Annotated in this window: 17 protein-coding genes; 3 read left to right on the top strand and 14 right to left on the bottom strand. The window is 42.9% G+C overall.

Features of this window, described 5'->3' with window-relative positions:
• Positions 1-73: 73 nt before the first annotated feature.
• The 3 genes from AC0YN7_RS14850 to uptA all read right to left on the bottom strand — a co-directional run bounded on the left by AC0YN7_RS14850 (position 74) and on the right by uptA (position 2,038).
• A complete protein-coding gene (locus AC0YN7_RS14850) occupies positions 74-748 on the bottom strand; it encodes an MBL fold metallo-hydrolase (protein WP_475810794.1) in 675 nt (224 codons plus the stop codon).
• 6 nt (positions 749-754) lie between these two features.
• Positions 755-1,321, bottom strand: coding sequence for a thioredoxin family protein (locus AC0YN7_RS14845; protein ID WP_475810793.1), 567 nt, complete (start codon positions 1,319-1,321; stop codon positions 755-757).
• A gap of 108 nt (positions 1,322-1,429) precedes the next feature.
• Positions 1,430-2,038 (bottom strand): undecaprenyl phosphate transporter UptA, encoded by a 609-nt coding sequence (gene uptA / locus AC0YN7_RS14840; RefSeq protein ID WP_475810792.1) that lies wholly within the window; start codon positions 2,036-2,038, stop codon positions 1,430-1,432.
• A 167-nt stretch (positions 2,039-2,205) separates the two neighbouring features.
• Between uptA and AC0YN7_RS14835 the strand changes: the two genes are divergently transcribed.
• Positions 2,206-2,652 (top strand): cupredoxin domain-containing protein, encoded by a 447-nt coding sequence (locus AC0YN7_RS14835; RefSeq protein WP_475810791.1) that lies wholly within the window; start codon positions 2,206-2,208, stop codon positions 2,650-2,652.
• 69 nt (positions 2,653-2,721) lie between these two features.
• A complete protein-coding gene (locus AC0YN7_RS14830; RefSeq protein ID WP_475810790.1) occupies positions 2,722-3,033 on the top strand; it encodes a dehydrogenase in 312 nt (103 codons plus the stop codon).
• Between the two features lie 89 nt (positions 3,034-3,122).
• Here the strand turns inward: AC0YN7_RS14830 and AC0YN7_RS14825 are convergent, their stop codons facing one another.
• The 5 genes from AC0YN7_RS14825 to AC0YN7_RS14805 all read right to left on the bottom strand — a co-directional run bounded on the left by AC0YN7_RS14825 (position 3,123) and on the right by AC0YN7_RS14805 (position 7,552).
• On the bottom strand, positions 3,123-3,311 hold the full coding sequence (locus AC0YN7_RS14825) for an H-type small acid-soluble spore protein (RefSeq protein WP_475810789.1): 189 nt from the start codon (positions 3,309-3,311) through the stop codon (positions 3,123-3,125).
• Between the two features lie 5 nt (positions 3,312-3,316).
• Positions 3,317-3,514, bottom strand: coding sequence for a hypothetical protein (locus tag AC0YN7_RS14820; RefSeq protein ID WP_475810994.1), 198 nt, complete (start codon positions 3,512-3,514; stop codon positions 3,317-3,319).
• 78 nt (positions 3,515-3,592) lie between these two features.
• Positions 3,593-5,023, bottom strand: coding sequence for a cardiolipin synthase (gene cls / locus AC0YN7_RS14815; RefSeq protein WP_475810788.1), 1,431 nt, complete (start codon positions 5,021-5,023; stop codon positions 3,593-3,595).
• Positions 5,024-5,184: 161 nt separating this feature from the next.
• Positions 5,185-6,156 carry a glycosyltransferase family 2 protein gene (locus AC0YN7_RS14810; protein WP_475810787.1) on the bottom strand — a complete coding sequence of 324 codons (972 nt, stop codon included), beginning with the start codon at positions 6,154-6,156 and terminating at the stop codon, positions 5,185-5,187.
• Complete coding sequence (locus tag AC0YN7_RS14805; protein ID WP_475810786.1) at positions 6,146-7,552, bottom strand: undecaprenyl-phosphate glucose phosphotransferase; 1,407 nt, start codon at positions 7,550-7,552, stop codon at positions 6,146-6,148. Before AC0YN7_RS14805 ends, AC0YN7_RS14810 begins: the two co-directional genes overlap by 11 nt.
• 174 nt (positions 7,553-7,726) lie before the next feature.
• Here AC0YN7_RS14805 and AC0YN7_RS14800 point away from each other — a divergent pair, with 174 nt between their 5' ends.
• On the top strand, positions 7,727-8,722 hold the full coding sequence (locus AC0YN7_RS14800; protein ID WP_475810785.1) for an acyltransferase family protein: 996 nt from the start codon (positions 7,727-7,729) through the stop codon (positions 8,720-8,722).
• 29 nt (positions 8,723-8,751) lie between these two features.
• Here the strand turns inward: AC0YN7_RS14800 and AC0YN7_RS14795 are convergent, their stop codons facing one another.
• The 6 genes from AC0YN7_RS14795 to AC0YN7_RS14770 form a co-directional block, all read right to left on the bottom strand.
• Positions 8,752-9,705 (bottom strand): glycosyltransferase family 2 protein, encoded by a 954-nt coding sequence (locus AC0YN7_RS14795; RefSeq protein WP_475810784.1) that lies wholly within the window; start codon positions 9,703-9,705, stop codon positions 8,752-8,754.
• A 7-nt stretch (positions 9,706-9,712) separates the two neighbouring features.
• Positions 9,713-10,567, bottom strand: coding sequence for a dTDP-4-dehydrorhamnose reductase (gene rfbD, locus AC0YN7_RS14790; RefSeq protein WP_475810783.1), 855 nt, complete (start codon positions 10,565-10,567; stop codon positions 9,713-9,715).
• The gene (gene rfbB, locus AC0YN7_RS14785; protein ID WP_475810782.1) at positions 10,564-11,586 is read right to left on the bottom strand and encodes a dTDP-glucose 4,6-dehydratase; all 1,023 of its coding nucleotides are present in this window, start codon (positions 11,584-11,586) and stop codon (positions 10,564-10,566) included. The genes rfbD and rfbB overlap by 4 nt, the downstream gene beginning before the upstream one ends.
• Before the next feature lie 7 nt (positions 11,587-11,593).
• The gene (gene rfbC / locus AC0YN7_RS14780) at positions 11,594-12,154 is read right to left on the bottom strand and encodes a dTDP-4-dehydrorhamnose 3,5-epimerase (RefSeq protein ID WP_475810781.1); all 561 of its coding nucleotides are present in this window, start codon (positions 12,152-12,154) and stop codon (positions 11,594-11,596) included.
• Between the two features lie 13 nt (positions 12,155-12,167).
• Positions 12,168-12,911: a sugar phosphate nucleotidyltransferase gene (locus AC0YN7_RS14775; RefSeq protein ID WP_475810780.1), complete on the bottom strand. Its 744-nt coding sequence runs from the start codon at positions 12,909-12,911 to the stop codon at positions 12,168-12,170.
• 104 nt (positions 12,912-13,015) lie between these two features.
• Complete coding sequence (locus AC0YN7_RS14770) at positions 13,016-13,459, bottom strand: hypothetical protein (protein WP_475810779.1); 444 nt, start codon at positions 13,457-13,459, stop codon at positions 13,016-13,018.
• Positions 13,460-13,624: the final 165 nt, after the last annotated feature.

Here is a 13,624-nt window from a genome sequence, read left to right as displayed (position 1 = left end):
TGCTGATCCTTCTTGTTCTAATCCATGCTGTTGTATTTTAGATTCTGCCAAACACCATACACCGTCCTTTGCTTCATGCACCCGTATACGGGTTATTCGCCATTTCATAGCCGATTGTCGTACGTCCGCCATGCCCAGAATAAACGATTACTTCTGGACTAAGCTTGTACAGCTTCGTACGGATGGAATCATAGAGGTCGCGCTCGCGTCCGCCTGGAAGATCCGTTCGTCCAACCGACAATTTGAACAGAACATCTCCGGAGAATAGATGGTTGCCGCATAAGAAGCTAACACTGCCAGGCGAATGACCTGGCGTGTGCATAACACGGAAGCTTTGTCCGATAAACTTCAGCGTCTGACCTTCCGCAAGTGCAAATTCTGCCGGATCCGTTGATAACGGAGGCGTTATATCCTGCCATCGGGTTGATCCGTTCTTCTTAGGATCCGTTAGCCAATCAGCCTCTAGATCATGGATATAAACTGGGCAGCCTGCTGCCTTGCGAACCTCATCAACACCGCCCATATGATCGAAATGCGCATGGGTAAGTAAGATAGCTTCCACCTGTACGCCTTCAATCCGTTTAAGCAGGCTTTTCGGATTCATGCCGGGATCAATGATGATACCCCGTTCCTTCACATTCTCTGAGGAATCTCCGTCTGCCTGCGCTGGTTCTTTTACCGTAAGTAAATAACAATTCGTCTGCATAGGGCCTAATACAAATGTCTCTATCCGCATTGTAGTTGTCATGGCTTCTTAGAAGGACTCCAGCAGATTGCGCAATTCCTTCACAATAACGGACTGATAGCCCGTGCCTTCGCCGTAACGGCGACCCATTTCTTGGCGAGTGACAGCCAGATTTTCTTGATAATCCGCTGCTTCACGGTCTGGATTCTCTTGTTTAAATGCGATCATTGCTTCCTGTACATGCTTCGGACGAGGTCCCCATGTTCCAAGCACAGCTCCGCCAGTATCCGCAATAATGACAACCGGAACAGAACGTCCGCCCATTGTTAGAAATTGATCCATCGTATCTAAGTGATCTTCCATAATAAGAACTTCCGTTGGGATGCCGCTATTCTCAAGCGCTTTGAATACGACAGGAATATTGCGAACCACATCACCGCACCAGTCCGCCATCAAAATAAGAATACGCAAGTCATCCCGGTTGTTCATCGATTCGAACAGCTCCCGGTCGCTTTCATCCGTCCATTCAAATTTTTCATACCACTCGGTAAACGCTTCTTTATTTTTTGTCATACCATTAATAAATTGCTGCGGGCTAATTCCTTTGCCAATCTTTTCAGCTACACTTTTACTCATATGTATCCCTCTTTCGACTGTGTTATTAAATAATGAAAAACGAACATTGCACCTCTAATATTATACGGTAAACCTTTTGGCTCTGCGAATATGCAAAATGAATGATTATTATTCCGATTTTTTGCGCGATCTTACAAATTTAAAGAGCACATATACGATTAGCAATGCAATCGCAATTAAGATAGCAGGTTGAACGTATGGTGCTGCTTCCTCGCCAACCTTCTCCCACTGATCACCGAGCTCTTTCCCCAAATAGATGAATAATATCGACCATGGAAGGGAGGCAAGCGCTGTAAGAAGCGTAAATAATCCAAAATTCATGCGCGCCATGCCAGCTGGGATCGATATAACCTGCCTCATAACAGGTACAAATCGAGCGGTAAATACGATTCCTGGACCGTATTTTTTAAACCATCCTTCAGAGATATCCACATGCTTCTGTTTAATTTTAATGAATTTGCCGTACTTATCGACAATGGGACGACCACCGAATCGGCCAATCGCGTATAATATCCAGTTTTGTCCTACAGCACCAATTGTTCCGAATAGCACGGCGCCCCAAAACGTGATGTCCCCCTTCCAAACAAGGTAGCCTCCGAAGCCCAATACGACTTCACTTGGAATGACTTCAATTAATAGACCGATTAATATACCAAAATACCCTAAGCTTTCAACCCATAATAACACCTCATGCAAAATTTCCTTAATCCATTCCATCCTGTTTATCTCTCCGCCTCTCATTATAAGTGCCAGCTAGTTCTTACAACGCCAACGTTGAAGCTATTTTAACACATGGAACAGATATCCTTCCACTTTTGTCATGGGTTGACAAGCCCCAGCATAGACTAGCCTTAAATGATACGAAAAGATGAGGTGATCGTTCCATGTCCAAAGTATTTATCGTAAGGAAACGACAAATTCAGCTGTTCATCGTAGTTGCGGCGCTTATTATTTTGACTGGTGTTTTCTTAAGCTGGAATCAAGCGCGTCCAGCAAGCGGACAGGCAGCAGAAGCTCGTGTTATCCAGCTAGTCACAGGCGAATACAAGACGACAACCGAAGATGGTAAAGAACAGGAAGTATACGTATGGCATCCGGGTACTATCCTCGTGGAAAAAGGGGAGTTAATTGAATTGCAAATTACCGGCGTGAATGGAAAAAGCCATCCTTTTGTTATTGAGGGTCTAGGTGTTCGCGGTGAGGTTACGAAGGGCAAGACGACCGTTGTACGGTTTACTGCTCAGAAGGAAGGCACCTATCCTGTTCTATGCTTGACCCATACGGATATGCGGCATAGCGGTCCAATGGTCGGCTATATTGTCGTAGATTAGACTACGTTTCTTCGAGTGACCTTCTCCTCCCCCGGCGCATACATATGGGGTAGAGAGGAGTCGGTTAATATGAAGCACAACGCGCAAAAGCATACCGCCGGCTATCCGAGCGCGCGCAAAATCCGAAGAGCCTGCAGCAATGAGCTCTATCGCACCGTCAAACGTATGAAGCTTTGGGTCCCAAAGGATAAGATGGATCAAGCCGAATCAATCTATTTCAAAAAAGTGATTCTTAATCTTACCTGGATTGTTGAAAATGAAAGTAATCGCAAGGTCCAATCCGATTGGTGGGATGAGAACGTCAGCGCTGAAATCGCTGAGTTGTGGGAGGTCGACCGAGACAGCCTCTGCATAGCTTTCCGCGAAGCGTATGGCGGATGAGATATAGGTTGAGGATACTGAAAAAAAGTCGTGATTTCTACTTAACGTAGAGAACCACGACTTTTTTTGTTAAGCAAACCGTCTAGCAGCTAACGCTTACTTACTTCTTTCAGTCGATCGCACGCTACTGTTAGCGTATTAAGCGGATTCCCGCCAACCTGTACCGTTGCCATACCATTCGCCTCATCCACATTTTCGATCCAAACCGAATCGTCGCCAAGATGGACGGCCACTGTCTGCTCAGACTCGTAGATCTGTTTTGCACGCTTTGTGTCCATAAAGCTTATCCCTCCTCCTGCTCACCGTACATCGTATCCGTAGTGGATTCATCGATGAGCCCATTCTGCAACGTCACATTGCCGCCACCCAATCCCTCGTTCACCATACGATCAATGTCCATAAAATAATCATCTCGGCCTTCATTCATAAGCTCACCTGCCGCTGCTTCTTCTTGCTGGACTTCCTTGTTCGAATCACTCATTTACGCATGCCTCCTTGGACTTCAACCCTTGTCTTTCATGACAAAATATACCCGAAATCACCAATATCCATGCATCCATTACAGCAGAGGAGAGAGGATATGAAGTACAGACTCGGCTGCTTTCTGTTTCCATGGCCTTTTTGCAAAGGACTGAAGCTCCAGCTCCACGCTATCCTGCAGATCGTTCATAAAATCCTCCTCAAGCCGAGCAATCGTACCTATATCAAACAAAATGGCATTCAGCTCAAAGTTGCTGTACAAGCTGCGCATATCCATATTCGCCGTGCCTACCGAAGCAAGCATTTGATCAATAATCATAACCTTGGCATGCACAAACCCTGTCTGATAGCGATAAACACGAACGCCAGCCTCCAACATATTTTGCACGTAAGACAAGGTTGACAGGAGAACCAATTTAGAATCAGGTATGCCTGGAATAATGATCCTCACATCAACTCCGCTGAGCGCAGCCGTTCTAAGGCTCATAATTAAGCTAGGATCAGGTATAAAATAAGGTGTCGTCAAAAAAATCCGAAATTTAGCCGCTGTAATTGCCGCGAACATAACCTCTAATATTTTGTGATCATAACGACCAGGCTTACTCGAGACAATCAAAGTCCGCTCATTTCCCTCACACTTATGCGCCGGCATATACCTTCCTCTGTCCAATGACTCCTTAGCAGCAAAAGCCCAGTCGTTCATAAACAGCTCCTGCAAAAAATAAACCGCGTCCCCTTCCAACTGCAAATGTGTGTCTCGCCAGAATCCTAGCTTTTGATCCATGCCAAGGTACTCGTCTCCGATATTAATACCGCCTACAAAACCGACTTGACCATCTACTATTGTGATTTTACGATGATTACGATAATTGAGGCGTCGAGCATAAAATGCAACACGCGGTGGCAAGAAACAGCATGTCGTCACTCCGGCAGCATGCAGCTCTTGGACATACTCCTTGCTAAGGTGTAGGCTGCCTATCCCATCATAAAGTACACGTACCTCTACACCTTCTTTGGCCTTTCGCACAAGGATTTGGAGAAACCTGCGGCCAACGTTATCGTCACGAATCGTATAGTAATCCATATGGATATGATGCTTCGCCTGATCCATCTGTTGAAGCATCGCATCGAATGTTTGGTTGCCGTTCGTAAGTACAGTAGTCTGGTTTCGTTTTGTAATAGGAAAAGGTGCAAGCCCCGTCAGCATCTCATATAGCTTTTCTTGCTGTTCAAGCTGCTCATTTACGATATCATAGGGTCCTCTTACCACTTCAGATCTGTGACTAGCTTCACGAACCTCATCGTGCTTTAAGCCACTCGTAAGCCTGCGTCTCGTAAAATCTTTTCCCAGCATAATATAAACAGCAAAACCTACAAAAGGGACTACGAGTGCGATAAACAACCAAGCGGTCATTGAAACCGGGCGATGATGTTCCATTAGCATTATGCTGGCGAGAGTAGCAATGTAGAAGACGAGAACTACAATCAGCCAAATGAGTCCCACTTGCATAAGAACACCTCATTCATTTCCTTACGTCCCTTATGACATTGTCAAAGTGTCTCTAGTTTGAACGGATTGCGTTAGACGTATACTTATGAAAAAATAAAAAAGCCCACCGATCAGATATGATCGCATGGGCTTACTGGCTTACTTTTAGGGATTATAGTATTCTATTGCTTCAAGGTTACGCCTTCGCTGCTGTTTTCCATCTGCGTAAATATTATTCGGTGCATGCTGAGTCTACGGCTGATGAAGGACGGAAGTCGTCGATAGTTGATTCCTAGCTTATAACCAATCAGCTTGGCTGCCGATTCTGCCACTAATCTCGGGATAAGACTCCATTTACGCGTACGATGAAGCTCGCTAAGTTGGAGCTTAACTAGCTTTGAGCCCGCCTTGCCTACTCCGCTATACGGCATGATCCAAGTATTACATCGCATCGACACTCCGTTATCGAAATAACGCTTGAACTGCTGCTTTATTGAATAATGATGTGAATGATACACAATTGCTTCTGCACTGTAAGCTACCTTATGTCCGGCCAGTATACATCTGGCTGCCATAAACAAATCCTCATTAAAAATGACCGGTGCCTGGAAGTGTCCCATACCCTCAAACGTTTCACGCTTTATAGCCGAGCAAACATTAGAACAGAAAAATGTTTTTATACCCAGCCGCTCAATGTCCTCGTATGACTTCACTTCCGACTCCACTGGATAGTTATATTGTCTAGTCAGACGCTCCAGCACATTCGCTTCTGGTCTGGCTAGTTGTCTAGCGTATGCGTAAACAATTCTATCATGCTCAAGCAAAGGCTTAATCAAATGCTCAATAAGTTTATCATCGTATGGGAGCGCATCCTGTGTCATGAATAGCAGAATATCGCCCTTTGCTTGCGCTGCTGCTTCGTTGCGTGTACCGCCATGATCGAACTCCGTTCGCAGCACGCTAATGACATGAGCGCCAGCCTTACGCGCTAGTTCAGGGGTTCCATCATCAGAGACCGAGTCTATAATAATAATTTCGCAGGGACGAACCGTTTGCTTCTGCAATAACTCTAGAAGTGTCCCAAGCTCAGCGCCGGCATTTAATGTTGGAATAATAACCGATACTCGGCTTGAAGATAGGTTGTCAGTAAGCATTTTTGTTAATCAAGCCCTTCAGTACTGTCTTGAAAATAATTTTGATATCAAACAGGAACGTCCAGTTCTCAATATAAAAAATATCATGCATAATCCGATCCTGAATCGACGTATCGCCTCGCAGCCCATTCGTCTGTGCCCAACCAGTAATACCTGGACGGATTTGATGCTTAATCATATATTTAGGAATTTCCTCTTTGAATTGATTAACGAAATAAGGACGCTCCGGACGTGGGCCAACTACGCTCATATCGCCAAGCAGCACATTAAAAAACTGCGGCAGCTCATCCAAACTCGTACGGCGCAAGAAGCTTCCAAATCTCGTTCGTCTCGGATCATTTTCTATCGTCCACTGTGTATCGGATACCGTATCCAACGACACACGCATCGAGCGGAATTTGTACATGTGGAAGGTTTTGCGGTCAAGACCCATCCGCTCCTGCTTGAACAGAATAGGGCCGGGTGAGGTCAGCTTCAGGCCAATAATCGCGAATAGCATAACTGGTGATGTCATGATAATAGCTGCAATTGAGAAAGCAATATCGAACCATCGCTTCAAAATACGATTACTTAATTCATCAAGCGGCACATCACGCACATTGATTAGCGGAATGCCCGCAAAATTATCGAAGAAAGGACGCGCTGGCAGCAAATCGAAAAAATCAGGGATGATCAACGTCTTCACACCAGTTTGCTCACAAATTTCGATGATTTCTGGATATTTCATATGGGCATCAAGCGGAAGAGCGATGATTACTTCATCGATTGGGTGCTTCTCCAGCATCTTCTTTAAGTCATTCAGCCTGCCGATAATTGGCTTCATCTGGCGGTGCTCCGGTGCATGGTTGGTTTGATAATCATCGAGGAAGCCAACCGCCTCATAACCAAGCTCGGGACGCTGATTAAGATTCGTATAGAAGCTTCGTCCTAATGAGCCTGCGCCTACAATTAGGATAAACCGTTTATTGAAGCCTCGGCGGCGAAGGTTTGAGAGTACAGCTTTGAGCCAGTATCGGTAAGCCGTTATCGACATAAAATTCATAATGAAAAAGATGGCGAGAAACTCACGAGAAATATGTACTTCACGAGTGAAGAAAAACAAGCTCAGCAGACCCAAGAAACTAATCGTTTGAATCTGTAATATTCTTAATACCTCATAGGAATAATTCTTGCGACGCTTTGGTGAATAAAACTGCAAGTAAAAGCCCACCAGGACAGCTGAAAATGAATAAATCGTTCCCCACAGCAAGTAAGTAGAGAAAGGAACAGATTTAACATGCGGCAGCAAATCACTATAAAACTTAAGCCAATAAGCAGCTAAAAACACAAGTAGTGTGCATGCTAAATCCGCCAACATATATAATTGCGTCAAAAACCGTTGGTTTTGTCGGAGCATTTCGCCGATTTCACCTGCATTCTCTTAAATTTCGACTCTATTAGTATTGTAACAAAAATGGAAAGTTAAGAGAACCCCAAATATTTCCTCTTGACTAACGAGTATGCAGCCGGTTGGACATAAGCGGCATTTTGAGATAAGTTTTAAAGAGTGATGTGGAAAGGAGAACACCAAATGAATCGACCGAACAAGAGAGATTATTATTTTGATAACGCCAAAATCATACTCATACTGCTTGTAGTCGTTGGACACACGATTGAGCCATTGATAGGGGTGAGTCCCACATTAAAGGCCTTTTACTTATTCCTTTATTTCTTCCATATGCCTTTATTTATTTTCATATCCGGCTATTTTTCTAAGAATATAAACACTAGAGACTATGCAAAAAAAGTCATTAGTAAACTTTTGATACCCTACCTTATCTTTGAATCAGCATACTCAGTGTTTGATTATTTCATTTTTAATAGAGAAAAACTATTTTTCACTTATTTCACACCCTACTGGATCATGTGGTTCATGTTCAGCATGATTATATGGAAAGTTATTCTTCCTTATGTTGTAAAAATTAAATTTTCATTGCCCATATCCATCATCGCGGCCATATTAATAGGTTACGCAATCGACACAGGTTATTACGCCAGTGTTTCCAGAGCGTTTGTATTTTTCCCTTTTTTTCTAGCCGGTTATTATTTTGATAAGAAATACCTGAATAAATTATTCCTAGTTCCCATGAGAGCAGCAGCGATTATCATCATGACCGCTTCCCTAGCTCTCATTTATTATTACGGACAAGTCATTAGAGTAGAGTGGTTATATGGATCGTTTCCCTATCACACTCTTGATCATAATGAATGGTATGCAGGTATTTATAGAGCTGCCATTTATGCAGTAACCCTTATACTTTCGATTTGCTTTTTATCGTTAACACCTAGACGGACTATTCCGTTAATCAGTAAAATGGGCGAGAGAACAATCTATGTATATCTCCTGCATGGGTTTATCATAAAGTACTTGGACTATAAGGGCTTCTATTCCGGCATTAATACAATGGGCGAAAAGATCAGCTTAATCGTGGTCGGGGTGCTAATAACGCTCATTCTCTTATTACCGGCTGTAAGGTTAACAACCAAACACGCAGTCGTTCCTAAAGTAGAGCGATTCTTTCACTGAATACTCAGAAATCATATTCTGTAAACATATTATTCTCTGTTTGCTGCAGCACCTTCAGCATGTAAAGTCTTTGCTTTGTTCATTATCCATTTGCGTTTACGCAGCATGCTCGGAAGCGAGCGGAGGATAAACGGCCAGCATGCTAACAGGCCAGGCTCACGAAGAACGATATAACTTAGCTTAACAAGCTCTGTTGCAAGAATGGCTGGGAGGATCGTGAAGGAATGCCAGCCGAGGGGCTCATTCTTCAACAAGGTGAAGAATCGATTCTGGTAGGAGTGTCTGCGCACGAACAATGGCATATTGCTGCGCCCTCCCTTTTTCCAGCCTCTATTGTGAATGGCATGGGCAGTAGGAACAAAGTATGACTTCCAACCTAGCGTTCCCGCGCGCCAAGCGACATCTACATCTTCTTTGTATGCAAAAAATTGTTCATCGAAAAACTGATCCTCATAGGCAATATCCTGAATCATCGCTGTTCGATAGACCGCCGCAGCGCCAGATACACCGAATACGGCTTTTTCTACGTTCCAGAGCGATGCTTTTTCACCCGCTGCAAGGTCATAAGCTTGTCTCGTTCGCTTCATTGCTAATCCAGCGCTATCCATTACACCTGGATCATCTGCGAGTACAAGCTTCCCTGTCGCACTTCCTACCTCCTGCTGTCGTTCCATGAATGCGATAATTTCAGATAAGTAGTGTGGATCCAGCGTCACATCTGGGTTTAATACGAGCACATAATCCGAACGGGTTTGACGGATGGCCTGATTCTGGCCACCGGCAAACCCGTTGTTGACTTTGTTCGCTATTAGCTGGACTCGATCTGCAAACGGAAGTACTCGATTGACCGTTCCGTCTGATGACGCATTGTCGATGACAACAATTTTGTCGAGCGGAAATCTCTGCTCAAGAACGGCCTTCAAGCACGTCTCGATATCTTCGGCACTGTTATAAGTTACGATACAGACACTTGCTGTAGGCATATCTTCATCACTCCCTATCTTTGAGATAGTGGTTCAACGCTTCTCTCCATGGACGCAAGTCTTTAAGTCCGTTGATTCTGATTGCGCAATGGTCCATTACTGAGAAAGTAGGTCTAGGTGCAGGTCTTGGATAGTCCATTGTTGTACATGGCTCTACTTGGATATGGATGCCGCTGTCCTCAAAGATCGCATTTGCAAACTCAAACCAAGAGCAGGTTCCGCTATTAGAGGCATGATAAATACCGTAATAATCAGTTTCTACAAGCTCAAGCAGAAAAGCAGCTAGATCGTACGTATAGGTTGGAGATCCGACTTGATCCGCTACAACTGTAAGTTGATCACGTTCGCCAGCTATTTTCAGCATCGTCTTCACAAAGTTATTTCCATATTTTCCGTAAACCCACGATGTACGAACGATATAGTAACGATCATGCAGCGATTGCACCATCTGCTCGCCCGCTAGCTTCGATTTGCCATAAACAGTCTGAGGATTCGTCTGATCATACTCATTGTACGGTGTTTCACTTGTTCCATCAAACACATAATCGGTACTAATATAACAGAGCTTAGCACCTACTTCACGAGCTGCAATCGCGACATTACGAGTTGCAGCTGCATTCACGTGAAAAGCCTCATCCGGTTCGGACTCGGCTTTATCTACGGCTGTATAAGCTGCGCAATGTATAACTACATCTGGACGGTGTAAAGCAAAGAGACTGCGGCATACAGTTAAACTTGTAATATCCAACATCTCTCTACCAAATCCAACAATCTCCACTTTTTCTGAAGACCATTCCTTTAGCTCTCGACCTAGCTGACCGTTTGCACCGGTAATGACAATTTTCAAGTTAGATGCTGTCATTTCTCAGCCTCCAAACGCTCCTTATACTGCGTATCATAATAATGTTGATAAGAACCAGATGTTACCTGCTTCATCCAATCCTTATTGCTAAGATACCAGCGAATCGTTTCTTTCATGCCATTCACATAGTCGAATTTTGGCTCCCAGCCAAGCTCATTACGGATTTTATCCGCATCAATTGCGTAACGACGATCATGACCCAGACGATCTTTGACATACGAAATAAGAGTATCAGGCTTGTTCAATTCTTCTAAAATGGTGCGAACTACCTGGATGTTGTTCCGCTCGTTGCGACCTCCAACGTTATATACTTCACCGTTTAATCCTTTATGTAGCACCAAGTCAATTGCACTGCAATGATCCTCTACGTATAGCCAGTCACGCACATTCAGCCCGTCACCGTATACAGGGAGCGGTTTATCCTGAAGAGCGTTTTGAATCATTAACGGGATGAGCTTCTCTGGGAATTGATATGGGCCGTAGTTATTGGAGCATCGTGTAATATTAACGTTTAATTCAAAAGTCTCATGATAGGCGCGTACCAGTAAATCAGCACCAGCCTTGCTCGCTGAATAAGGACTGTTCGGAGTGATCGGCGTATCTTCAGTAAACAAACCTGTTTCACCAAGTGTACCGTATACCTCATCCGTTGAGACTTGAACAAATTTAGCAACATTGTATTGCTTCGACAACTCAAGTAAAGTTTGTGTACCTACAATGTTAGTCTGTACGAAAATCTCCGGATGCATGATGCTGCGATCCACATGTGACTCTGCCGCGAAGTTAATGACAGCATCGACTCCAGCTGTGAATAGCGGTTCTAGTGCAGTACGTTCAGTAATGTCTGCCTTTACGAACGTATAGTTAGAATGTTGCTCAATCGAACGCAGATTTTCAAGGTTGCCTGCATACGAGAGTGCATCTACATTAATGATTTCATATTGCGGATAGTTTTTGATCATATACAGTACAAAGTTGCTACCAATAAAGCCGGCACCGCCAGTAATTAATAATTTCACGTTTAACTCACCCTTCATATACAAAGTTGATTTCTGCATCGGCAAGAACTGGATGCTTCCCATCTTTGTCGGAAGTGATCGGATTGGACGTTGGCCAATCGATCGCTAAGGCAGGATCATTCCAGGCAATACCTCTGTCGTGTTCGGGAGAATAGAGCTCGTCAACTTTGTATTGAACTTCACTGTTAGGTGCGAGTGTGCAGAAACCGTGTGCAAATCCATGTGGAACAAGAAGTTGCAGCTTATTCGCTGCCGATAGTATAAAACCTTGCCATTTCCCGAAAGTAGGTGAACCCCATCTGATGTCTACTACGACATCGTGAATCTCACCCGAAGTAACTCGTATAAGTTTCGTTTGCGCCCTGGGAATTAATTGATAATGGAGACCTCGCAGTACACCGGTTTCTAAGGAGAGCGAGTGATTGTCTTGAATAAAATGATTAACAATGCCGTGTTTATGCAATGCGTCTTGATTATAACTTTCCATAAAAAAACCACGTTCATCTTCATATACCACTGGTTCAATTATTTTCACACCTGATAGTTTCGAGTCCGAAACCTTCAACATAAATCACCGCCAATCACGTTTTGAACTCGCCAAATCGCGGACCGTAATCGATCTCTTTAGCAAGTTCGTTAGCCTGACTATATGAAGAATGCGTCCCTGCATCAGTCCACCAATTTTGCAATATATCGTAAGACAAGGAATTAGCAGCGATATAAGCATTATTAACATCCGTAATCTCTAACTCGCCTCTATTAGAAGGCTTTAATGAGCGAATAATATCAAATACTTGGCAATCGTACATATATACGCCTGTAACTGCGTAATTGCTCTTCGGCGTTGCGGGTTTTTCTTCGATTGATACAATCTTGTCTCCATTTAATTCAGGTACACCATAACGTTGTGGATCATTCACTGCTTGAATTAATATTTTCGCTCCATGAGACTGACGATCATAGCTTGATACAAAGTCAGTTATTCGATCAGCGAATACGTTATCACCTAAAATAACCACCATTCTTTCATTATTAACAAATTGCTCTGCCATTCCTAATGCCTGTGCAATCCCACCCGCTTCGTCCTGTACCTTATAAGTAAACGAAAGGCCGAAATCTCTCCCACTTCCAAGCAAGCTGACGACATCCCCCATATGCTCCTTGCCTGTAACTACGAGAATGTCATCAATTCCCGATTCCTTTAGCTTCGCAATAGAATGAAAGATCATCGGGTATTTGCCAACGGGAAGAAGATGTTTGTTAGTGACTTTGGTTAAAGGAAATAGACGGGAGCCTGTTCCTCCAGCTAGGATGATTCCTTTCATAGTTCACCTCATCTAAAATATCATATTTTCATTAAAATTGTAGAAATTATTAGTTGTTATAATAAACCAATTTACACAACAAAGCTTCACCAGATTAGATTTTACTAAGTAGTATTTAATTTCAAAAACATATCCATATCAAAATTCCGGATTTTTTCATCTATTTTATTAAGGTTTTTTTCTAAATTCTCATGATTAACAATATACTCCTTACGATTTATAGCTTCAACCATATATTGATTAATTTCATGAGAATAATGACCAACATCTTTATAATTATTCAGATCAGATGTTAGATTGGGATTTGAAGAAAAATCGTATAACTCCACATTCTCAAACTTATTCAGCTCTTGAAAAGAGTAACGCTTAGCTTCAAACATGTCTAAAATAACTTGACGATCTGCATCATACCAATGTCTAAATTCAATAATAGAGTAAGGAGAATAAAACATAATAAATTTTGTGTCTGGATGTTTACTGATTAAAGGTAATATATAACCCCAAATAAATTTTAAAAGTGATAGGTAAAACAGCAAAAATAAACTCATTTAGCCAATTAAACCTATATTAATGATCATTCATTTAAAATTAACCAAAAATCGTTATTCTTTCTCATCAAAAGAATAACGATTTCGTATGATCATACATCTCATTTTTCAAACCATAAGTGGTGTGGTCTGCTATCAGGTATAATATCCTTTTGACTAATCAAC

The organism is Paenibacillus sp. J31R122, from assembly GCF_056269185.1.
This window is presented reverse-complemented; position numbering and strand designations above follow the sequence as displayed.